We start from the raw sequence: 20,881 nt of genomic DNA on the forward strand, positions 1-20,881 counted from the left end.
ACTCTCGCTCACGTTATCGGGCCGTTATTGGGCCGTTATCGGCACGGGAAACCGGCCCCACCTGCCGGTACAAAAAACTGAGCAGGTGACTTGCACGCCAGGGATCGGCTCGCCAAACAGGACGGAATCACTAGGCTAGGGTGTGGGGAAAAGCACTAGGACAGCATTGGGCCGAAAGGTAGAGAATATGCCAAAAGAAGTGGACGTCCACGCCCTGCAGCAAGCCACTGTGTGGGACAGCGCCGACCGGAAGCTGGGCGTGGTGGGCCAGGTGCACCAAGATCCTGTCACCGGAACCATCACCTGGATCACGGTGGGTCTGGGCTTGGCGGACAGCCGCGAGAAGTTCGTGCCGATTGCCGGGGCGCGGATAGATAAACACGATGTGTTCGTGGCCTACAGCCAGGACACCATCAAAGACGCGCCTTCGGCAGCAGCCTCCGAGGGCCTGACCCCGGAGGAAGAAGCCGAGCTGCGCCGCTACTACGGTACCGAGTTCTGAGGTCCCGTCAGCCCCGGGTGCTGACCGTCACCGTAAACTTTGGGTTCCGCGCCACCTGACGGGTCGGCCCCACCAATCGGTTCAACGCCGGCTTGTAGGCCAGATGGCTGTTCCACACTGTCCAAAGTTCTCCGCCGGGAGCGAGGACGCGGCCGGCTTCGGCGAAGAGCTTCAGCGCAATGCCGGCATGCACGGCGTTCCCGATATGGAACGGCGGATTCAGCACTACCAACTGCTCGGAAGCGGTGGGCAGCGAGGACAAGGCATCATCCCGCCGCACCTCCACCCGGTCCGCAACCGCGTTCGCCTCGGCCGTAGCGCGGGCTGATCTGACCGCTGAGGCCGACTGGTCCATGGCCAGCACACGGATGGCTCCGCGGGTCAGAGCCAGATACGCGGCGATCGTACCGTTGCCGCATCCAAGGTCCACCGCACGGCCGGCCTCCCGGGCACCAGCGAGCAGCGGGAGCAGGAACCGGGTGCCCGGGTCCACCTTGGGGCCGCCAAAGGTGCCGCCGAAGGCGACCAGCCGCAGCGGAACCGGAAGGCCGACGTCGTGCTCTTCGGCGCGAGGGAAACGCGCACCCACAGACGGCAGCGGACCGGTGGCGGTCAGGATCCGCGCTTTCTGCCGCGCCAGGCCTGCCGTCACGGAGGAGAACGATGTGGCGAGGACGGAGTTCATCGCTGTGCTCATGTGCTTGACCCGGCCGCCGGCCAGCACCGTGACTTCGGCGGAAGCGGCCACGGCAATGCAGTCCGCCATCTCCTCCAGCGCATCGAGCGAGCGCGGCAGCTGAAGCAGCACCAGCCGGACACCATCGAATGCGGCGGGCTCCAGCGGGCGGTGGCTGTACCCAGCCAGCCCCAGCCGGGAGGCATTGTTGTCCAGTGCGTGTTCCGAGCTGAGGCCGTCCTGCACCACGCGGACTCCCTGTTTGCCGGCGGCAACCAGCGCCAACGTGAGCGCGCCGTAGTGGTCGTTGACCACGGCGATCCGGCTTCCTTCCAGACCGGCGGTCAGCGGCTCGGCTGTGTCCAGCAGGAGCTTGTCGGCCGCGTCGTAGGCGAACAGGTTGTCCGCTTCCACGTCCGGCCATCGCCGGAGGCTGGCAAAGTCGAAGGCTGGCCGGAGGGTCCCGGCGCCGTTGGTGTCGTCGTGGTGTTCAGCCAAGGTCCACCCACTCCGTCCCCAACTCAATAGGCGCGGGGCCTCCCGATGTCAGTGCTGCCAGTTGATCTTTGAAACGCTCGATCACTTCCGGAGTGTCTTCCACGGCCAGCCGGATCCGCACCTCGGCGGCGCCATAGTCGCTGCCCAGCACCACGGTTCCCGCTGCCCGCAGGTCATTTTCCAAGCGGCCGGCGTCCGCGTGCCTGGTCGGGGCCGCGAACAGCCGCATCCTGCGCCGCTGAACCATGTCGGCGGTGCCAACGGCCTGTGACACCGATTCTGAATAGGCCCGCACCAGTCCGCCCGCGCCCAACAAAATCCCACCAAAGTAACGCACGACGACGGCAGCTACGTCGCTCAGGTTCGTCACCCCTGGTGCGGTCTCGCGTTTGAGCAGGGCTTCCAGCATGGGGATGCCGGCGGTGCCGGAGGGCTCACCGTCATCATTGGAACGCTGGATAGCGCGGTCTGGGCCAAGCACGAAGGCGCTGCAGTGGTGCCGCGCGTCATGGAACTCGCGGCGCAGCTCCGACACCAGGCTGCGGGCCTCGTCCTCGGTCTCTGCCCGGCGCAGCACGGTGATGAAGCGGGACCGCTTAATCTCGATCTCATGACGGTGTTCGCCGGCAAGGGTGGTGTAGCTGCTGGCGTTGGACGGATGGGGCACATCCACCAGCCTAATCGCCTTTCCCCCAGGCGCCGGAGCCCGGCGTTGCACACTGCCAATCGATGTCCACGCCCTTGTCCGGCCGGCCGGACCGTGCTTAGTGTGGCGGTACGTGGCCGCCCAAAACCGGTGCGGCCGTCCCGCAACGAACGGTGGAGCCATGGCGAAGAACCAGCCCGAATTCGATCGGCGCATTCAGGACGAGCAGGAACACGGCTCGGCCACGACGGACAAAACCGCCGCGGAACGGGTGTCCGCCGATCAGGGCGACTCGGCCAATCCCGATCCTCAAGACCAGAACATCACCGGGCTGGAACCCGGCGGCGGCGTTCCGCCCGGCGAAACCCCGCCGGCCGAGGACCAGATGAGCGCAGACCAGGGGCACGAGGAATAACCCGGCCCGCAGCAGCGGCTGTCGCCCGCCCTCGCCCGCAGAGGCACGACGACGGCGCGGGAGACCGGCGTGCCACGGACCATGTCGGGGTGCTGGCTAGACTGAGGCCGTGTTGAGAATCGGACTGACAGGTGGAATTGCTGCCGGAAAATCGCTCGCTGCCCGGCGACTGGCGGAGCTCGGCGCCACCCTGATCGACGCCGACGCAATTGCCCGCGAAGTAGTAGAGCCGGGCACCGAGGGCCTGTCCGCCGTCGTCCAAGCCTTCGGCCCTGGAGTTCTGGACGCCGAGGGCCGCCTGAACCGCCCGGCGCTGGGTGCCCTGGTGTTCAATGATCCAGCCCAACGCGAACGACTGAATGCGATTGTGCACCCGCTGGTCCGCGCGCGTGCCGCGGAGCGGGCAGCGAAGGCCGGTCAGGGGGCCATCCTTGTCCAGGACATCCCGCTGCTGGTGGAAACCGGGCAGAGTCCCTCCTTCCACTTGGTTGTGGTGATCGATGCACCCGAGGACGAGCGGCTGCGGCGCATGGTCGAAGACCGCGGCATGACCGAAACGGATGCCCGCTCCCGGATGGCAGCCCAGGCCTCCTCGGCAGAACGGCGGGCCGCCGCCGACGTCGTGCTGGAGAACACCGGCACCCGGCAGCAGTTGCTGGCCGCCTTGGACGCCCTCTGGGAGGAGCGGCTGGTGCCCTTCAACCAGAACCTGCTGGCCGGCAGACTGGCTCCACGCATTGGGCCACCGGTCCTGCTGGATCCGCAGCCGCAGTGGCCCGCGCAGGCAGCCCTGCTCGCGGAACGCATCAGGCGCACCGACCCGCTGATCATGGCCGTGGATCACATTGGGTCAACGGCCGTTCCGGGCTTGCCGGCCAAGGACGTGCTGGACCTGCAGGTCACGGTGGCCAGCATGGCGGACGCCGATTCCGTCGCCGAGGCACTGGCTGCGGCCGGCTTCCCGCGGTGGCCCGGCGCCTGCCGCGACACCGCGGCACCGCAGCATCCCGAGCCGGGCGACTGGGCCAAGAGGCTGCACGGTAACGCCGACCCCGGCCGGGCCGTTAACGTGCACGTTCGCGCAGCGGGCTCGCCCGGATGGCGCTTTGCCCTGCTGTTCCGCGACTGGTTGCGGGCCGACCCCGGCGCAGCCGAAGCGTACTTGGCTGAGAAGCGGCGGCTGGCCGGCTTGCACGCCGCATCCACCGGCCACTACGCGCGGGCAAAGCAAGACTGGTTCAGCCAGAAGGCAGACCCGCAGATGATTCGGTGGGCCCTGGATACCGGGTGGGAACCGCCCGCCCTCGGCGGCTAGCGCTGCTGCTCAGCCGGACGCCGGTGTGAACTGGCTGGCGGTGAAGACGGCTCCGAACGGGTCACTGATCGTCGCGTCCCGCGTCCAGTCCGTGTCGGTTCGGTTCAGCACCTTCCCGCCCAGGCGTTCGGCGTCGAGCGCGGTCGCATCGCGGTCGGCGACGGTGAACGCCACGTGCCAGTGCGGCGCTTCCCCGGGCCGCAACTCCATGAGCCAGCCGATGGCATCGGCGAATCCCGGTGGAACGTTGACTCCTGACTGGCGCTCGCGGATGTCCGGATCACTGGTCGCCTGCAGGTGGTCGCCGTAGCCGGGGACGCGGATCATGCTGCCGAAGCCGACGTCGTCGAACTGCCAGCCGAAAACCGCGCCGTAGAATTCCGAGGCCGCGGCAGGATCGGCGGTGTGCAGGTCGCTGAAGTTCCACGCCCCCGGCACGTTACCCGCCTGGGCACCCGGCCGGCGCCGCGCCTGCCAGAGCCTGAAGAGAACTCCGGACGGGTCGGCACACACCGTGGCACGGCCGCCCTCCCCGGCCTCGTCCGGGCCGGAGAGCACCTTTCCGCCCGCGGCACGGATCCTGCGCACGGCTGCCTCGGAATCCTCGACCGCAACGTACGTGTTCCAGGCGGGCTCGGCACCGCCGGATGTGCCGTCGCCGAGACCGGCGACGTCGCGGCCGTCGAGGGCGGCGATCACGTAGCGAGGGGAGACACCCGGCGGTGTGGCATCGGCGAACGTCCAGCCGAACAGGCCGCCGTAGAAGTTTTTGGCCTTCTCAATGTCCTGATGTTCGACGTCGATCCACGACGTCACTCCCTCGGGATAGGTCCGGACCGGGTCCATGGTGCGCCTTCCGTTCGCGGTCGAGTGCAGGTCGAGTGCACGGACAGATCTACCGCACACGGCTGCGCGGGGCAATGGCGCACAGACTTTGCCGCAGCGGCGGAGGGCCCGATTTAGGCCCAGAGCGATTCAGGACCCACACTGACCGGAATCGGGTCTACGGTTAACGGCATGAGTCTTGCGCAGGACATCAAACGTGTTGTGGCGCCCTTCGAAGTGGTCAGCGAGTTCCAGCCGGCCGGCGACCAGCCCGCGGCGATCAAGGAACTGACCGAACGGATCCAGGCCGGGGAAAAGGACATCGTGCTGCTCGGCGCCACCGGCACCGGCAAGTCCGCCACCACGGCCTGGCTGGTGGAACAGGTCCAGCGGCCCACGCTGGTGATGGTGCAGAACAAAACTTTGGCCGCCCAGCTCGCCAACGAGTTCCGCGAACTGCTGCCGAACAACGCCGTCGAGTACTTCGTTTCCTACTACGACTACTACCAGCCGGAAGCCTACGTGGCACAGACGGATACCTTCATCGAGAAAGACTCCTCCATCAATGAGGAAGTCGAACGTTTGCGCCACTCTGCCACCAACGCGCTGCTGACCCGGCGCGACGTCATCGTGGTGGCCACGGTGTCCTGCATCTACGGTCTGGGCACGCCCGAAGAATACATCTCGGGCATGGTCACGCTCCGCAAGGGCGCCGAAATGAACCGGGACGACATGCTGCGCCGGTTCGTCGCCATGCAATACGCCCGCAACGACATCGACTTCCACCGGGGCACCTTCCGGGTGCGCGGCGATACCGTGGAGATCATTCCGATGTACGAGGAGCTGGCGGTGAGGATCGAATTCTTCGGCGACGAGATCGAGAACATCCAGACGCTGCATCCCGTTACCGGGGAGATCATCCGTGAAGAGACGGAAATGTACGTCTTCCCGGCGTCGCACTATGTGGCCGGCGAGGACCGGATGAGCCGAGCGATTAGGGACATCGAGGACGAGCTGCGCGACCGGCTGCAGGTCCTTGAGTCGCAGAACAAGCTGGTGGAGGCGCAGCGGCTGCGGATGCGCACCACCTACGACCTGGAAATGATGCAGCAGATGGGGTTCTGCAACGGCATCGAGAACTACTCGCGGCATATTGACGGCCGCGGTCCGGGCACCGCACCGCACTGCCTGCTGGATTACTTCCCGGACGATTTCCTGCTGGTGATCGACGAATCGCACGTTACCGTGCCGCAAATCGGCGCGATGTACGAAGGCGACATGTCCCGCAAGCGCAACCTGGTGGACTACGGTTTCCGCCTGCCGTCCGCGATGGACAACCGGCCGCTGAAGTGGGACGAGTTCCTGGAACGAATCGGCCAGACGGTCTACCTTTCGGCAACGCCGGGAAAGTACGAACTGTCCAAGTCCGACGGGTATGTCCAGCAAATCATCCGGCCCACGGGCCTGGTGGATCCCGAGGTCATCGTCAAGCCGACCAAGGGCCAGATCGACGACCTGCTGGGCGAGATCAACGCTCGGGTGGAGCGGAACGAACGCGTCCTGGTCACCACGTTGACCAAGCGGATGGCCGAGGACCTGACCGACTACCTCAACGAGCACGGCGTGAAGGTTCAGTACCTGCACTCCGATGTTGACACGCTGCGCCGCGTGGAGCTGCTGCGTGAACTGCGGATGGGCACCTTCGACGTGCTGGTGGGCATCAACCTGCTGCGCGAGGGCCTGGACCTGCCCGAAGTCTCGCTGGTGGCCATCCTTGATGCGGACAAGGAAGGTTTCCTGCGCAGCAGCACCTCGCTGATCCAGACCATCGGCCGTGCCGCCCGCAACGTCTCCGGTCAGGTGCACATGTACGCGGACAAGATCACGGACTCAATGGCCAACGCGATCGAGGAAACCAACCGGCGCCGCGAGATTCAGGTGGCCCACAACAAAAAGCACGGCGTGGACCCGCAGCCGCTGCGCAAGCGGATCGCGGACATCACCGACCAGTTGGCCCGCGAAGACGCCGACACCCAGCAGTTGCTGAAAGACTTCGACTACGGCAAGGGCAAACGAGGCATTTCCGCCGCGGTGTCGAAGGACAAGATCCGCCGCGACGGGCTGGCCGCTGCGCCGGCCGAGGACCTGGGCGAGCTGATTGCGCAGATGACCGAGCAGATGCACGCCGCTGCGGCGGAACTGCAGTTCGAACTGGCGGCCCGGCTGCGTGACGAGGTCTCCGACCTGAAGAAGGACCTCCGGCAGATGCGCGCTGCCGGCCACGCCTGAGCCTGCGCTGCCTGCCGGGGCAGACCGAATGGTGAGGATGACGACGGCGGTGTGCACCGCCGTCGTTATCCTGCCTTGCGCTACACTTGACCGAGCGTAGGGGAGTATCCCGAACACTGTGAACGTCAGCACGCGGGGCATCGAAGCCTCGCCGGGCGCAGTGGCCTGGCCGATCAGGGCAGGCGGAGAGACTTGCGGCGAACACTCGCACCCGCGCACCGCACGCGCGCGGCATCTTCTGTGAAAGGCAAGGTTCCGTGTCGGACCAATTATCCCTGCCCTTTGAGATCATCTCGTTTGTGGTCCTGGGCATCATCCTGCTGTTTGACCTTCTCTACGTGGTCAAGCGGCCGCACGAACCGTCCATGAAGGAAGCCGGACTGTGGGTAGGCTTCTACGTCTCCCTGGCCCTGATCTTCGCCGGCATGCTGTTCTGGCAGGCCGGACCGGACTACGGCCAAGAGTTCGTCGCCGGCTGGATCACCGAGTACAGCCTCAGCGTGGACAACTTGTTCGTCTTCATCATCATCATGGCCAGGTTCTCCGTGCCCCGGAAGTACCAGCAGGAAGTGCTGATGTTCGGCATCATCATTGCGCTGATCCTTCGCGGCATCTTCATCCTGCTGGGCGCCACCGTGATCGCCCACTTCAGCTGGGTGTTCTACATCTTCGGAGCCTTCCTGCTCTGGACCGCCTGGAAGCAGGCCACCGACTCCGGCGAAGACGAGGAAGAAGGGTCCGAGTCCGGACTGGTGGCCCGGCTGACCAAGAAGCTGCCGGTCAGCGAGCACTACGACGGCAACAAGCTGCGCACCACGGTGGACGGCAAGCGCCTGTTCACCCCGATGGTCATGGTCTTCATCACCATCGGCATGACCGACCTTCTGTTCGCTGTGGACTCCATCCCGGCGATCTTCGGCCTGACCCAGAGCGCCTTCATCGTGTTCACCGCGAACATCTTCGCGCTGATGGGCCTGCGGCAGCTCTACTTCCTGCTCGGCGGTTTGATGGACCGTCTGGTCTATCTGAAGCACGGCCTGTCCGTGATCCTGGCCTTCATCGGCGTCAAGCTGATCTTCCATGCGCTGCACGAGAACGAGTTGCCGTTCATTAACGGTGGCCGGCACATCGAGTGGATCCCGGAGATCAGCACCGGGTTGTCGTTGGCGGTGATCGTCGGCACCCTGGTGGTTGCCACGGTGGCCAGCCTGCTCAGCCCCGCCGGGCGCCAGGCCGCCATCGACGCGCGGCTGGCCAAGGACGCAGAACGGGCCCAGTCCGACACGGAGTAATACCGGCATCACCGGTACAACCGGCTGCCCGTCGACTAGGCTCGGCGTGTGAACGAATTAGCCAACGCGGTGGTGAACGCAGACCCTCGCACGAGGGCCGTCCAGCGCCGCGTTGTGTTTTCCCTGTCCATGGCGCAGCTGTTCAGCGGCCTGGGCCACGGCGCGGGGCTGGCCATCGGTTCGCTGCTCGCGGTGGAACTCACCGGCAGCGAGGCGCTGGCGGGAACGTCCACCATGGCGATTTCGCTGGCCGCCGCACTGGCTGCCCTGCCGTTGGCCGGCGCCGCGGCCCGTTCAGGACGCCGGCGTGCGCTGGTCACCGGGCTGCTGCTGGCCTTGCTGGGTTCGGCGCTGATGGCGCTCGCACCGGTTACCGGATCCTTTGCGGTGCTGCTGGCCGGTTCGGCCCTGCTGGGGGTCGGAAACGCCGCCAACCTGCAGGCCCGCTTTGCCGCGGTGGACCTTGCCGTGCCCGAGCACCGGGGCCGGGACCTGGCCTTCGTCGTCTGGTCCATCACCGTGGGCGCCGTGGCGGGGCCGAACCTGATCCGGCCGGGGGCAGAGCTGGGCGCGGCGCTTGGCCTGCCGGAATCGTCCGGTCCCTTCCTGTTCTCGATGGCCGGCATGGCCATCGGCGCCACCCTGCTGCTGGTGGGACTGCGGCCCGACCCGCTGCGCTATGCACGCTCACGCGGCACCGGAGGCGGTGCCGGCGCCGGCCCCGGAGGCGGTGCCGGCGCCGGCCCTGGCGAAACGCCGCCGGTCAAGCGCCGCGGGACGCTGCGCACCGGTGTCGCAGCGGTCCGGCAGCGTCCGATGGCTATGCTGGGGCTCGCCGCTGTAGTGGGCGCCCACCTGGTAATGGTGGCGGTCATGGCCATGACGCCGGTTCACCTGCAGGCGCTGGACCATGCGGGCGGACACCAGCACAGCCAAACCGATACGTTCGCGATCATCGGCTTCACCATTTCGCTGCACATGGCCGGGATGTACGCTCTCTCGCCATTGATGGGCTGGCTGACCGATCGCTTCGGTCGAACCCGAACCATCGCGGTGGGACAGCTGATGCTGCTGGCCGCGACGGCCCTTGCCGGCGTGGGAGAACGGGACACCTGGCTTGTTGGGGCCGGACTGATGTTGCTGGGCCTGGGCTGGTCAGCTTCGGTGATCGCCGGATCCACCCTGTTGGCCGAATCGGTCCCGGAGTCGGGACGCGTTCCCGCTCAGGGCCTGTCCGACACCCTGATGGGCGCGGCCGGGGCAGTGGGCGCCGCGTTCTCCGGACCAGTGCTGGCCGCCGTGGGATTCGCCGGCCTGAACGCGGCGGCGGCAGTGGTCGCCGTTGTCTTGCTCGGTGCCGCTGCCACTGCCGGGCGGCGGGGTGTGAGGGCGACAGCCAGCGACAGGAGTCCAGCGTGAACTACCGACAAGCCTTGATCATCGCTACTGCTGTTGCGGTCGGTATTTCCGGCTGCGGTCAGGAGGGCGCACCTGCAGCTTCAGGCTCCGTCATCACCGGTCCGGCGGACGAGATCCTGCTGGTGAATCCCGACAGCGGTCGGGAAAATTTCGAGATGGAGGCGCTCTTCGAGGGGACGCTCGAGTTGTCGGCGGAGAAGTGCGTCATCGGCGAGGACGAGAGGGGCCGCGAGGTCATGCTGGTGTTTCCGGCCGACGCCACCTTTGGTCACGGGGAAGAATTAACGATCGAGGTCGAGGGCCGATCTCTCGCGATCGGAAGCCCCGTGTCGCTTGGCGGGGGAGCCCTCAGCGACGAACATCTCGACCGTCTCACCAAGGCCGCGCCCCCAGGCTGTTTCCGGGACAACACCTTTTACGTGCAGACCATCGGGTAGATAAGGCGTTGCCCAACTTCCAGGCGGCCGGCTAGCCCCAGACCATGCCGAGCAGCCGGGCGAAGATGGCTTCGCCGTCGTCGGCAATTCCGTCATGATGGAAATCGCCGGTTTCCCAGACCTGAAGCCCGTTGACCTGGGCGGCCGTCTCCAGCGACAGGCCGCGCTCCACGTAGATATCGTCGCGGTACACGGCCGCTGCCACCGGAACGGTGTTCACCGCCAGCCGGCCGCGGTCGTAGAGGGCCGGCCAGTCGGACTTGGCGGCCAGTAGGTCGGCGACCTCGCGGAGCGGGATGAGTGCCGGATCCTGCTCGAAGTACCAGGGGTAGACCATCTCGCCGGTCAGCAGCGGCTCCGCGGCCTTGGGTGCAAACTGTGGGAACTCCTGAAGGACCCGCCAAGCCGCCCAGTCGGTGGCTTCGCCTTGGGCATAGATCGACTCGTGCATCAGCGCATACAGCGGGTTGGGTGCCCGGCCCACCAGTGCGGCCAGCTGATCCACAAAGGCATCGGAAAGCCGCGGGCCGGATGGCGTCTGGACGAAGGCGTCTTCCAGCAGGTAGTGCAGGGCATCGATCCGGGTGTTGCCGCCCAGGAACTGCCCGGCCATCTGGAAACGGCCGACCGTCAACCGCTCACCGGTGGGCAGATATTCGGGCACCGCGTCCAGATGCCGTGCGAGGGCGGTGACCCGCTCGCGGTCCTGCGGGTAGCGGTCGAAGTACTCCCGGTTACGCGCTTCCACCCGAGGGAAGGTGGCCCGGTACACCCGGTCGGCGCCTCCCGCCAGCGGTGCCAGGCCGCCGGTGATCAGCACTTCCTGCAGCCCCTCTGGAGCGAGCGAGAGGTAGGTCAGGGAGCAGAAACCGCCATAGCTTTGGCCGAAGATGCTCCACGGCCCGCTGCCGAGCTGCTGCCGGATCAGTTCCGCGTCCCGGACGATGGAATCCGCGCGGAAATGCGCCAGGTAATCCGCCTGCTCCGCGGCACTACCGCGCAGCGGCAAGGTTTGCCGGTTCACTGGAGTGGAGAGGCCGGTGCCCCGCTGGTCCAGCATCAGGATCCGGAAGGACTTGGCCGCTTCTTTCATCCAGCCGCCCAGCGAGGTCACCCGGTTGCCGCGCCCGCCGGGCCCGCCCTGCAGGAACAGCAGCCAGGGCAGCCGGCCCGCGGCGTCGTCGTCGTGCTCCAAGGAAGAGTATTCCCGGGCAAAGACCTCCAGCGTTTCGCCGCCGGGTTCGGCATGATCCAGCGGAACGGTGAAGAAATGTTCCGCTGTCCGCATCCCGCGGAGGCGGTACGCGCCGGCCGCCCGGTGCGGCTGCCCGGTCACGCAGACACCCGGTCCGCCGCCCCGAAGGCAGCCAGGGCACCGCCGGTCAGCCGGAACGTTGACCATTCCTCCTGCGGACGGGCACCCAGGCTGCGGTAGAACTCGATGGACGGGGTGTTCCAGTTCAGCACCGCCCACTCCACCCGGGCGTAGCCGGCCGCCACCGCGTGGCTGGCCAAGGTCTGCAGCAGGGCCTTGCCGTAGCCGCGGCCGCGGGCCTCGGGCCGTACATAGAGGTCCTCCAGGTAGATGCCGTGGACGCCCTCCCAGGTGGAGAAATTCCGGAACCAGAGCGCGAAACCCTGCACGCCGCCGTCGTCTTCGGCAACGTGAGCGAACACCGACGGCTGCGCCGAGAACAGCGCGTCGTGCAGCTGCTCCGGTGTGGTCTTGACCGCGTCCGGTTCCTTTTCATAGACCGCCAGATCGCGGATCAGTTCGAGGATGACGGGAACATCGGCTTCTGTGGCAGGACGGATCATCGACATGATCAGAGCCTATCGTCCGGAAGCAGGCCGCGTTGGTAGGGTCGGTCCATGGACGCGACGTTGGGGAAATTCGTTGACGACTTCGCTGCGCTGGTGGCACTGGCACAACAGGCGCAGCAATCCACGGTCCGCGGGGACAACCTGCTGGACCGCCTAGGCACCTATTTGGAAACCGACGTCCGTGACCTGCCGACCGTCGTGGAGGAGGTCCCGGCGCACCGCTTGGCGGACGCCGACATCATCCTGGCGGAGTTCGCTGACGACGATCCAAAGAGCGCGCTGATCGGAATCGGCGGCGGCGATCAACGCCACCATATGTCGCTGAGTGACATCCTGCAGCACGCATCGCACTACGGAGGCTTCCCGGTGGGACAGCCGGACTACGCCAACCTGGCCGTCGGGCCCGCGCAGCAGCGCCAGGCACTGGCCCTCGGCATGCGCTTGTTCCGCCGTCAGGGCCACCCGCTGGCAGTGCTGATTCGGCGGCAAATCCCCGCTACGGGCAGACCGCGGCAATGCTGGAAGTCCTGTCTCCGGAGCCGGACGTGGCGGCAGGGTTCCTGACCGCTTTTCGGGAACGCATGCGCACCCAGAGCGTGCTGAAGGGGCAGGTGGTTTCATTCACCATGCAGGAGTTCGGCGCCACCGGTGCCGGCGTGACCTTCCACGAGCGGCCACGGGTGGAGGCTGGCGACGTGATCCTTGCCCCCGGCGTCTTGGCACGGATCGTCCGGCACGTGGTGGAGATGGCCGATGTGCGGGGGAACCTGCGCAGACTGGGCCAGCATCTCAAGCGCGGCGTCCTGCTCTACGGACCGCCCGGAACCGGCAAGACCCATACCGTCCGCCATTTGCTTTCGCGCAGCGAGGGCACGACGGCGATCCTGCTCTCCGGCGGCTCCCTCGCCTTCATCTCGGAGGCGGCCCGGATGGCCCGCGCGCTGCAGCCTTCCATCGTGGTGCTGGAAGACTGTGACCTGATTGCCGAAGACCGCAGCTTTGGCAACGGGCCACAGCCACTGCTGTTCGAAGTCCTGGATGCGATGGATGGACTCGACGAAGACGCCGACGTTGCCTTTGTGCTGACCACCAACAGGGTGGAAGCACTGGAGCACGCGCTCGCGCAGCGGCCCGGGCGGGTGGATCTGGCGGTGGAGATCCCGCGGCCGGACACCGAACAACGCGAGGCCTTGATCCGGCTCTACGCCCGCCGTCTTGCCTTGGGATCCGAAGTCATAACGGAGGCCGCGGAACGAACCGCAGGTACCACCGCATCGTTCGCCCGCGAGCTGGTGCGCCGGACGGTGGTGGCTGCTGCCGCCGGAGGCAGGGAGCCTGCCGACGCGGACTTGCTGGCAGCAGTCGACGAACTGATGGCTGACAACGAAGCCCTCACCCGCAGCCTGCTGGGCAGCGAGGGGGACGGCGGGGGACCGGGCGGACCGCCGCAAGGGATGCAGGCCGGCATGCCGCCGGCAGCGGCAGGGTCCAGCGGCTACTTCGCCTACGCCGGCGAGCTGCCGTTGGACTCGGACGAATCCTGAAGATCTGTACCGCGTCCGTTAGGGCTTAAGCACCACCTTGATACAGCCGTCTTCTTTCTTCTGGAACTTTTCGTACATTGCCGGGGCGTCGCTGAGCGGGGCGGTGTGTGTGACCAGGTCGCCGACCCCCAGCGGATCGGCAGAATCGGCGGCGAGCGGCACCAGGTCGTCGATCCACCGGCGGACGTTGCACTGCCCCATCCGCAGCGTGATCTGTTTGTCGAAGAGCGTCAGCATCGGCATCGGGTCGGCCTGGCCCGCGTAGACCCCCGACAATGAGATGGTGCCGCCGCGGGCAACCACATCGATCGCCGTGTGCAGGACGGAGAGGCGGTCCAGGCCTGCAGTCGACATCAACTTCTTGGCCACGGCGTCGGGCAACAGGCCGACCGCGAACTGCGCCGTGGCCGCTGCCGGCGCCCCATGCGCTTCCATGCCGACGGCGTCAATCACCGATTCGGGACCGCGGCCTTGGGTTGCGTCACGCAGATCATCGGCGATCTTCGAGCCCCAGACCAGGCTCTCGATGCCGTGCCTGCGGGCCATTTTCAGCCGCTCGGGCACCAGATCAATACCGATCACGCGATGCCCCAGATGACGGCCGATCCGGGCGGCGAACTGGCCCACCGGGCCTAGACCGAAGACCGCGAGCGTGCCTCCGTCCGGAACCTGGGCGTAGTCAACTGCCTGCCAGGCGGTTGGCAGGATATCGGAGAGGAACAGGTACTGCTCATCCGGCGCCTGATGGTCCTCAATTTTGATCGGCCCATAGTCAGCATGCGGGACACGCAGGAACTCTGCCTGGCCGCCGGGGACCGAACCGTACAGTTCCGTGTAGCCAAACAGTGCGGCCCCTGAGCCTTTGTCCTTGACCTGGGTGGTTTCGCACTGCGACTGCAGGCCCCGGCTGCACATGTGGCAGCGCCCGCAGGCGATATTGAAGGGAACCACCACCCGGTCGCCGGGTTTAAGGCCCGGCACCGCGCTTCCGGTTTCCTCGACGATGCCCATCGGTTCATGGCCCAAGACGTCGCCGGGGGCCAGGAAGGGGCCGAACAATTCATAGAGGTGCAGGTCGGAGCCGCAGATCGCGGTGGATGTGACCCTGATGATGGCGTCGGTGGGTTCCTGCAGAACCGGGTCCGGCACCTCCTCCACGCTGAGCTTCCGTTTGCCCTGCCACGTCAGTGCTTTCATCGTTCATGCTCCCGTCGTTTCCGTGCCTCGCGTTGGATGACGTGGTGGTCGGGCCGGGTTCGTCAGGGCAAGCACCGGCTCAACAAGCTAAGTGACTTATTACCCTAGGGAGGGGGCGGAGGGCCCGCAAGGGGAGGAGCGGCGCTGGACCCCGGCGGCGGTGAAGGCACGCGCCGCGCGGAATCAGTCCGCGGCTTGGCCCGGCTCAGGCTCCGCCGACGGGCCCGACGTCGAGGATCCGGACCGCCGCGGCGCCGGACTCGTTGCTGGCCGCCAAGTCCACCTCGGCACTGATGCCCCAGTCCCGGTTGCCGGCCGGGTCGTCGAAGATCTGCCGCAGCTTCCACACTGCCGGCTGCTCCTCGATGATCAGCAGCGCGGGCCCCCGTGCGTCGGGCCCGGTGCCGATGTCGTCGTATTCCTCGTAATAGGCATCCATCGCGTCGGCCCAGCGGTCGGCGTCCCAGCCGGCCTCGGCATCCAGGGCACCGAGCTCTTCTTCCTGTTCGTCCGCGAAAAGCTCGACCCGTCGGAACATCTCGTTCCGCACCATGACGCGGAAGGCCCTGATGTTGTCGGTCAGCTTCGGCGGCTCCTTGGTGAGCACCGACTCGGCGGCGTGTTCGGCGGCCAGATCGGCTGCGCCCTTGCCGGCGGCCAGTTCTTCCCATTCGTCCAGCAGGCTGGAGTCCACCTGGCGCACCAGTTCACCCAGCCACGCAATGATGTCCGCCAAATCCTCGCGCAGCGCGTCGGCCGGCACGGTTTGGCGCAGGGCTTTGTAACCGTCGGTCAGGTAGCGGAGCACAATGCCTTCGCTGCGGGCCAACCCGTAGAACTGTACAAATTCGGCGAAATTCATTGCCCGTTCGTACATGTCCCGGATGATCGACTTCGGCGCCAATTCGAAATCGCCCAGCCACGGGGCGCCTCGCCGGTAGGTCTCGAAGGCGGTCTCAAGCAACTCGGCGAGCGGCCGTGGATAGGTGACTTCGTCCAGCATCGCCATCCGCTGGTCGTACTCGATGCCGTCCGCTTTCATGGCGGCCACCGCTTCGCCACGGGCCTTCTTCTCCTGGGCGGACAGGATCTGGCGGGGTTTCTCCAGCGTGGCCTCGATGACCGACACCACGTCCAGAGCGTAGCTGCCGCTCTCGGAATCCAGCAGTTCCAGGCTGGCCACGGCGAACGGAGAAAGCGGCTGGTTGAGTGCGAAGTTCGGCTGCAAATCCACCTTCAGCCGGACCAGATGGCCGTTCTCGTCCGGGGCGTCCAGTCGTTCCACCAGACCGGAGACCACCAGCTCCCGGTAAATGCCCAGTGCCTTCCTGATCAGCTTCAGCTGCGAAGCCCGCGTTTCATGGTTGCGGGTCAGCAGCCGCTTGGCCGCGGCGAACGGGTCGCCCGGGCGCTCAAGAACGTTCAGCAGCATCGCATGGCTGATCGTGAAGCTGGAGGTCAGCGGTTCGGGCTCGCTTTCCACCAGCTTCTGGAAGGTCGGCTCGCCCCAGCTCACAAAGCCGGTCGGCGGCTTCTTCTTCACCACCTGGCGCAGCTTTTTCTGGTCGTCGCCAAATTTCGCCACCGCCTTGGCCATTGCCTTGGTGTTCTCGACCACGTGCTCCGGGGCCTGCACGACGACGGTGCCCGCCGTATCGTACCCGGCCCGCCCTGCGCGTCCGGCGATTTGGTGGAATTCGCGGGCGTTGAGCAGGCGGGTGCGCACGCCGTCGTACTTGCTCAAGGCGGTCAGCAGCACGGTGCGGATGGGGACGTTGATGCCCACCCCCAAGGTGTCCGTCCCGCAGATGACCTTCAGCAGGCCGGCTTGCGCCAATTGCTCCACCAGCCGGCGGTACTTGGGCAGCATGCCCGCGTGGTGGACGCCGATGCCGTGCCGGACCAGGCGGTTGAGCGTCTTGCCGAAGCCGGCCGCGAAGCGGAAGCCGGAGATCAGCTCGGCAATCCGGTCCTTCTCCTCGCGGGTGCAGACGTTGATGCTCATCAGGTTCTGGGCGCGCTCGATGGCCTCCAGTTGGCTGAAGTGCACCACATAGACCGGGACCTGTTTGGTGGACAGCAGTTCTTCCAGCGATTCCTGCACGCTGGTCTGCACGTAGTAGTAGTGCAGCGGAATCGGGCGCTCCGCGGAACTGACGGTGACCGTCGTCCGGTCGGTGAGCTCGGTGAGTTCCTTCTCGAACCGGGTGACGTCGCCCAGGGTGGCGGACATCAGCAGGAACTGCGCCTGGGGCAGTTCGAGCAGCGGGACCTGCCACGCCCAGCCGCGCTGCGGATCGGAGTAGTAGTGGAACTCGTCCATGATCACTGTGCCAAGCTCGGCAGCGGAGCCTTCGCGCAGCGCGATGTTCGCCAGGATTTCGGCAGTGCAGCAGATGATCGGAGCGTCTTGGTTCACCGCCGAGTCGCCGGTGACCATGCCGACGTTCTCCGGCCCGAAAATGTCGCATAAAGCGAAAAACTTTTCCGACACCAGCGCCTTGATCGGGGCCGTGTAGTAACTGACGGCCCCGGTGGACATGGCGTGGAAATGGGCGGCGATGGCCACCATCGACTTTCCGGACCCGGTGGGAGTGGCCAGGATGACGTTGTTTCCGCTGACCAGTTCCATGACGGCTTCATCCTGGGCAGGGTAGAGCGACATGCCGCGGGATTCGACCCACTCGGTGAACCAGGTGTAGACGTCGTCGGGATCTGAGGCAGTGCCGGCGTCCGGCAGGAGTTGGAGAAGATTCATGTTCTCTCCAGCTTAGGCGGTGGCGCAGCGGGACCAGGCGGGGCAACGGTCGGCCGTCGTCCGTGGCGTAACGTACTGCCCATGCACTGGGACCCGCACAAGTACGTGGAATACGCCGACTACCGGAACCGCCCGTTCTTCGACCTGACCATCCGCATCGCTGCCACTGATCCGGCCGTGGTGGTGGATCTGGGCTGCGGCCCCGGCGGTTTGACGGCGGCGCTCGCCGAGCGGTGGCCTGCTGCCAAGGTCACCGGCGTGGATTCCTCAGCAGAGATGATCCGCCAAGCACAGCAGCGGAACAACCCGGCCAACGTGGAGTTTGTCTCCGGAGATATCCGTGACTGGACGCCGCCGGACGGACTGGATGTGCTGGTCTCCAACGCCGCACTCCAGTGGGTGCCCGGCCACCAGGGCCTGATGCGTTCGTGGCTGCGCGCCATGAAGCCCGGCGCATGGCTGGCCGTCCAAGTGCCTGGAAACTTTGCCGCACCATCGCATGCGCTGATGAGGGCGCTGGCCGAATCGCCGAGCTGGCACCGCAGGTTGGACGGAGTGCTCCGGCATGCGGACGCGGTGTCCGAACCGCAGGAATACCTGGAGTTGCTGCTGGACGAAGGCTGCGAGGCCGACGTCTGGGAAAGCACCTACCAGCAAGTGCTGACCGGCCCGGATCCGGTACTGGAATGGGTCCGTGGCACCGGCCTGCGGCCTGTCCTGGCTGCACTGCCTGCCGCCGAAGCGGCCACGTTCGAATCCGAGTACGCCGCGCTGCTGCGCGACGCCTACCCCGAATCCGAACATGGCACCGTCTTCGGCTTCCGCAGGATCTTCGCCGTGGGGCGCAGGCTCGGCTGAGCCTAGCTGGTGCTGGTTTGCTCCCACACGATGACCCTTCAGCGCGCCGGCCGTCAGCGCACCGGCCAGCGATCAAGCCGTGGGTTGGCTCAGGGCGTGGGGGTCCCGCCGTTGACGTTCAGGGTCTCGCCGGAAACGTAGCTTGACTCCGGCGAGGCCAGATAGACATAAGCCGGAGCCAGTTCGGTCGGTTGTCCTGCCCGGCCCAACGGCACATTCTTGCCGAACTCTGGCAGCTTCTCCTTGGGCTGGCCTTCGCTGACCTGCAGCGGGGTCCAGAACGGTCCGGGTGCCACTGCATTGACCCGGATGCCCCGGCTGGCCAACTGCTGCGCCAGACCCTTGGTGAAGTTGTTGATGGCGGCCTTGGTAGCGGCGTAATCCAGCAGGAAGGGCGACGGGTTATAGGCCTGGACCGATGTGGTGTTGATGATCGTCGAACCGGGCTGCATGTGAGGCACCGCCGCCTTGGTGATCCAGAACATGGCGAAGATATTCGTGCGGAAGGTGTCCTCGAATTGCTCGTCGCTGATGTCTTCGATCTGCTCGACGGCGATCTGCCGCCCGGCATTGTTGACCAGGATGTCCAGACCGCCTAATTGCTCGACCGCCTTGGCTACCAGATCCCTGGAAGCATCGGCATCCGAAATGTCGCCGGGCAGCAGCACAGCCTTCCTGCCGTCCTTCTCGATCACGGACGCGATGTGCTGGGCGTCGGATTCTTCCGCCGGCAGATAGGAGAGGGCGACGTCGGCACCTTCCCGGGCGAAGCCGATGGCAACGGCTGCGCCAATGCCGGAGTCGGCTCCGGTAATGAGGGCCTTGCGGCCGGTCAGCCTGCCGGTGCCGCGGTACGACTCTTCACCGCGGTCGGTTTTCGGTTCCAGGTCCTCGTCCAGCCCGGGCTCCGGCTGGCTCTGCTTGGGCGGCGAGATGCTGGGGTAGCGGTCAACAGGATTCTGGAATGTGTACTGATCCGTCGTCATGTGTGGCTCCTTACGTGGCCTGCTCCGGAGGCACCCGGCAGCAACGGCTGCTCTGGCCGGCATGCTGGATCCGGACGGCACTAATGGTCAGTATGCTGATCGTGATGCCACCCTACGCTGTCACGCAGCGGCCGCATAGCCCGGCCGCGTGAGCCGGAGGGCTCGCCGGCAGGACCGCAAACCACCAGGAAAGGGCGCCGCGATGGCACCGGATGAGCTGCAACCCCTCCCTGCCGACTGGCGCCGGGCGCTGGTCCTGATGGCACATCCCGACGATCCCGAGTACGGAATTGCGGCCGCGGTCGCGGAATGGTCCGGGCAGGGCAAGGAGGTGGCCTACGTCTTGGCGACCCGGGGAGAGGCCGGCATCGCCGGGCTGCCTCCGTCGAAGGCAGGGCCGCTGCGCGAACAGGAGCAGCGGGCCGCCTGCCAGGCGGTGGGCGTGGAGGAAGTGTCGTTCCTGGATTATCCGGACGGCAGGCTGGAGGAAACGCTCCAGCTGCGTCGGGACCTGGCCCGCGAGATCAGGACCTACCGGCCCGACGTTGTGGTCACTCTCAACCACCGGGACACCTGGGGCCCTGGAGCATGGAACTCGCAGGACCATCAGGTCATGGGCCGGTCGGTCCTGAACGCAGTGGCCGATGCCGCCAACGAATGGATCTTTCCTGAGTTGGCAGACCAAGGGCATCAGCCGCACACCGTTTCCTGGACGGCGGTCGCCTCCACGCGGCCCACGCATTACCTCGACGTCGGACAGCAAGCGTTGGACTGCGCGCTGCGCTCGCTGTTGGCGCACCGCCGCTATCTGGAAGCGCTCAGCGACCGACCCGTGGAAGAACAAGCGGCCGAACAACTCGCGCTGGTGACCGGGGGCCAACCCCGCATCAGCTTCGAATTGTTCGGCCTGTAGCCGGGGTGGTCGATCGTTTCAGGCAGCAACTCAGGGCAAAGGTCAGCAAGCTTTCTACTTGGCGTGAAGCGAGGTAATCTGGCTTTACCTGTTGGAAATCCTGAACCGAAAGAGGTGCTGTGATGGGTATGGGCGACAAGTTCGAGGCCGCGAAAGACAAGGTCAAGGGCAAAGTCAATGAAGTCGTGGGCGAGGCGACCGATGACCGCTCGCGGGAAATGAAGGGCAAGGCCCAGCAGGTCGAGGGCGCAGCAGAGGACAAGATGGCCGACGCCAAGGCTCATCTGCATGAGGATGCCGACCGGACCACCGATGACACCGAAGGCGGCGGCCTGCGCTAAGCGTTTTGCCGATTCGGAAGCCTCCGCGGACCACCGGTCCGCGGAGGCTTCCGCGTACGGGGCTTGGCATCAGGGGTCGCGCTGCGGCCAGAGCGCCGGCAGGGCACCAGTCCGCATGGACACGGCAGCGCAAAATCCTGGTGCCG

20 protein-coding genes are annotated in these 20,881 nt (G+C 66.3%); 12 read left to right on the forward strand and 8 right to left on the reverse strand.

From position 1 onward, the window contains the following. Positions 1-187 precede the first annotated feature (187 nt). On the forward strand, positions 188-502 hold the full coding sequence (locus AC5RWX_RS13235) for a PRC-barrel domain-containing protein (protein ID WP_493939674.1): 315 nt from the start codon (positions 188-190) through the stop codon (positions 500-502). Between the two features lie 7 nt (positions 503-509). On the opposite strand, the gene AC5RWX_RS13240 is transcribed toward AC5RWX_RS13235, so the two are convergent. After that, on the reverse strand, positions 510-1,676 hold the full coding sequence (locus tag AC5RWX_RS13240; protein ID WP_493939675.1) for a class I SAM-dependent methyltransferase: 1,167 nt from the start codon (positions 1,674-1,676) through the stop codon (positions 510-512). Continuing rightward, on the reverse strand, positions 1,669-2,352 hold the full coding sequence (locus AC5RWX_RS13245) for a YigZ family protein (RefSeq protein WP_493939690.1): 684 nt from the start codon (positions 2,350-2,352) through the stop codon (positions 1,669-1,671). Before AC5RWX_RS13245 ends, AC5RWX_RS13240 begins: the two co-directional genes overlap by 8 nt. A gap of 151 nt (positions 2,353-2,503) precedes the next feature. On the opposite strand from AC5RWX_RS13245, the gene AC5RWX_RS13250 reads away from it, so the two are divergent. Both AC5RWX_RS13250 and coaE read left to right on the forward strand, forming a co-directional pair. Further along, a complete protein-coding gene (locus tag AC5RWX_RS13250; RefSeq protein ID WP_493939676.1) occupies positions 2,504-2,737 on the forward strand; it encodes a DUF6480 family protein in 234 nt (77 codons plus the stop codon). A 109-nt stretch (positions 2,738-2,846) separates the two neighbouring features. Further along, the gene (coaE, locus tag AC5RWX_RS13255; protein ID WP_493939677.1) at positions 2,847-4,052 is read left to right on the forward strand and encodes a dephospho-CoA kinase; all 1,206 of its coding nucleotides are present in this window, start codon (positions 2,847-2,849) and stop codon (positions 4,050-4,052) included. A 9-nt stretch (positions 4,053-4,061) separates the two neighbouring features. Here coaE and AC5RWX_RS13260 read toward each other — a convergent pair whose 3' ends face one another. Then, positions 4,062-4,898, reverse strand: coding sequence for a VOC family protein (locus AC5RWX_RS13260; protein ID WP_493939678.1), 837 nt, complete (start codon positions 4,896-4,898; stop codon positions 4,062-4,064). Positions 4,899-5,069: 171 nt separating this feature from the next. Between AC5RWX_RS13260 and uvrB the strand changes: the two genes are divergently transcribed. From uvrB to AC5RWX_RS13280, 4 genes are all read left to right on the forward strand, one after another. Then, on the forward strand, positions 5,070-7,166 hold the full coding sequence (gene uvrB / locus AC5RWX_RS13265) for an excinuclease ABC subunit UvrB (RefSeq protein ID WP_493939679.1): 2,097 nt from the start codon (positions 5,070-5,072) through the stop codon (positions 7,164-7,166). A 257-nt stretch (positions 7,167-7,423) separates the two neighbouring features. Further along, positions 7,424-8,458 (forward strand): TerC family protein, encoded by a 1,035-nt coding sequence (locus AC5RWX_RS13270; protein WP_493939680.1) that lies wholly within the window; start codon positions 7,424-7,426, stop codon positions 8,456-8,458. A gap of 48 nt (positions 8,459-8,506) precedes the next feature. Then, complete coding sequence (locus AC5RWX_RS13275; protein ID WP_493939681.1) at positions 8,507-9,877, forward strand: MFS transporter; 1,371 nt, start codon at positions 8,507-8,509, stop codon at positions 9,875-9,877. Then, positions 9,874-10,314: a hypothetical protein gene (locus AC5RWX_RS13280; RefSeq protein ID WP_493939682.1), complete on the forward strand. Its 441-nt coding sequence runs from the start codon at positions 9,874-9,876 to the stop codon at positions 10,312-10,314. The genes AC5RWX_RS13275 and AC5RWX_RS13280 overlap by 4 nt, the downstream gene beginning before the upstream one ends. 31 nt (positions 10,315-10,345) lie before the next feature. Here AC5RWX_RS13280 and AC5RWX_RS13285 read toward each other — a convergent pair whose 3' ends face one another. Together AC5RWX_RS13285 and AC5RWX_RS13290 are read right to left on the reverse strand one after the other, a co-directional pair. Next, entirely contained in the window at positions 10,346-11,602 is a 1,257-nt protein-coding gene (locus AC5RWX_RS13285) for an alpha/beta fold hydrolase (RefSeq protein WP_493939691.1), read from the reverse strand. Positions 11,603-11,646: 44 nt separating this feature from the next. Beyond that, entirely contained in the window at positions 11,647-12,138 is a 492-nt protein-coding gene (locus tag AC5RWX_RS13290; protein WP_493939683.1) for a GNAT family N-acetyltransferase, read from the reverse strand. 48 nt (positions 12,139-12,186) lie between these two features. Between AC5RWX_RS13290 and AC5RWX_RS13295 the strand changes: the two genes are divergently transcribed. Together AC5RWX_RS13295 and AC5RWX_RS13300 are read left to right on the forward strand one after the other, a co-directional pair. After that, positions 12,187-12,702, forward strand: coding sequence for a hypothetical protein (locus AC5RWX_RS13295; protein ID WP_493939684.1), 516 nt, complete (start codon positions 12,187-12,189; stop codon positions 12,700-12,702). Further along, positions 12,654-13,682: an AAA family ATPase gene (locus AC5RWX_RS13300; RefSeq protein ID WP_493939685.1), complete on the forward strand. Its 1,029-nt coding sequence runs from the start codon at positions 12,654-12,656 to the stop codon at positions 13,680-13,682. Before AC5RWX_RS13295 ends, AC5RWX_RS13300 begins: the two co-directional genes overlap by 49 nt. An 18-nt stretch (positions 13,683-13,700) precedes the next feature. On the opposite strand, the gene AC5RWX_RS13305 is transcribed toward AC5RWX_RS13300, so the two are convergent. Both AC5RWX_RS13305 and AC5RWX_RS13310 read right to left on the reverse strand, forming a co-directional pair. Then, entirely contained in the window at positions 13,701-14,879 is a 1,179-nt protein-coding gene (locus AC5RWX_RS13305) for a zinc-dependent alcohol dehydrogenase (RefSeq protein ID WP_493943046.1), read from the reverse strand. 205 nt (positions 14,880-15,084) lie between these two features. Next, on the reverse strand, positions 15,085-17,637 hold the full coding sequence (locus AC5RWX_RS13310) for a DEAD/DEAH box helicase (RefSeq protein ID WP_493938922.1): 2,553 nt from the start codon (positions 17,635-17,637) through the stop codon (positions 15,085-15,087). Between the two features lie 81 nt (positions 17,638-17,718). On the opposite strand from AC5RWX_RS13310, the gene AC5RWX_RS13315 reads away from it, so the two are divergent. Then, positions 17,719-18,495, forward strand: coding sequence for a trans-aconitate 2-methyltransferase (locus AC5RWX_RS13315; protein WP_493938923.1), 777 nt, complete (start codon positions 17,719-17,721; stop codon positions 18,493-18,495). Positions 18,496-18,584: 89 nt separating this feature from the next. Here the strand turns inward: AC5RWX_RS13315 and AC5RWX_RS13320 are convergent, their stop codons facing one another. After that, positions 18,585-19,481 carry a glucose 1-dehydrogenase gene (locus AC5RWX_RS13320; protein WP_493938924.1) on the reverse strand — a complete coding sequence of 299 codons (897 nt, stop codon included), beginning with the start codon at positions 19,479-19,481 and terminating at the stop codon, positions 18,585-18,587. A gap of 202 nt (positions 19,482-19,683) precedes the next feature. Between AC5RWX_RS13320 and AC5RWX_RS13325 the strand changes: the two genes are divergently transcribed. Both AC5RWX_RS13325 and AC5RWX_RS13330 read left to right on the forward strand, forming a co-directional pair. Then, positions 19,684-20,394, forward strand: coding sequence for a PIG-L deacetylase family protein (locus tag AC5RWX_RS13325; RefSeq protein ID WP_493938925.1), 711 nt, complete (start codon positions 19,684-19,686; stop codon positions 20,392-20,394). Positions 20,395-20,516: 122 nt separating this feature from the next. Further along, positions 20,517-20,735: a CsbD family protein gene (locus tag AC5RWX_RS13330; protein WP_493938926.1), complete on the forward strand. Its 219-nt coding sequence runs from the start codon at positions 20,517-20,519 to the stop codon at positions 20,733-20,735. Positions 20,736-20,881: the final 146 nt, after the last annotated feature.

Source organism: Arthrobacter sp. SPT-J7, from assembly GCF_059089965.1.

Bases quoted from the DNA above. Each gene is read 5' to 3' on its own strand.
- AC5RWX_RS13235 (WP_493939674.1), top strand. From the start codon at position 188: ATGCCAAAAGAAGTGGACGTCCACGCCCTGCAGCAAGCCACTGTGTGG.
- AC5RWX_RS13250 (WP_493939676.1), top strand. From the start codon at position 2,504: ATGGCGAAGAACCAGCCCGAATTCGATCGGCGCATTCAGGACGAGCAG.
- AC5RWX_RS13260 (WP_493939678.1), bottom strand. From the start codon at position 4,898: ATGGACCCGGTCCGGACCTATCCCGAGGGAGTGACGTCGTGGATCGAC.
- uvrB (WP_493939679.1), top strand. From the start codon at position 5,070: ATGAGTCTTGCGCAGGACATCAAACGTGTTGTGGCGCCCTTCGAAGTG.
- AC5RWX_RS13285 (WP_493939691.1), bottom strand. From the start codon at position 11,602: ATGCGGACAGCGGAACATTTCTTCACCGTTCCGCTGGATCATGCCGAA.
- AC5RWX_RS13290 (WP_493939683.1), bottom strand. From the start codon at position 12,138: ATGTCGATGATCCGTCCTGCCACAGAAGCCGATGTTCCCGTCATCCTC.
- AC5RWX_RS13295 (WP_493939684.1), top strand. From the start codon at position 12,187: ATGGACGCGACGTTGGGGAAATTCGTTGACGACTTCGCTGCGCTGGTG.
- AC5RWX_RS13300 (WP_493939685.1), top strand. From the start codon at position 12,654: ATGCTGGAAGTCCTGTCTCCGGAGCCGGACGTGGCGGCAGGGTTCCTG.
- AC5RWX_RS13305 (WP_493943046.1), bottom strand. From the start codon at position 14,879: ATGAAAGCACTGACGTGGCAGGGCAAACGGAAGCTCAGCGTGGAGGAG.
- AC5RWX_RS13310 (WP_493938922.1), bottom strand. From the start codon at position 17,637: ATGAATCTTCTCCAACTCCTGCCGGACGCCGGCACTGCCTCAGATCCC.
- AC5RWX_RS13315 (WP_493938923.1), top strand. From the start codon at position 17,719: ATGCACTGGGACCCGCACAAGTACGTGGAATACGCCGACTACCGGAAC.
- AC5RWX_RS13320 (WP_493938924.1), bottom strand. From the start codon at position 19,481: ATGACGACGGATCAGTACACATTCCAGAATCCTGTTGACCGCTACCCC.
- AC5RWX_RS13325 (WP_493938925.1), top strand. From the start codon at position 19,684: ATGGCACCGGATGAGCTGCAACCCCTCCCTGCCGACTGGCGCCGGGCG.
- AC5RWX_RS13330 (WP_493938926.1), top strand. From the start codon at position 20,517: ATGGGTATGGGCGACAAGTTCGAGGCCGCGAAAGACAAGGTCAAGGGC.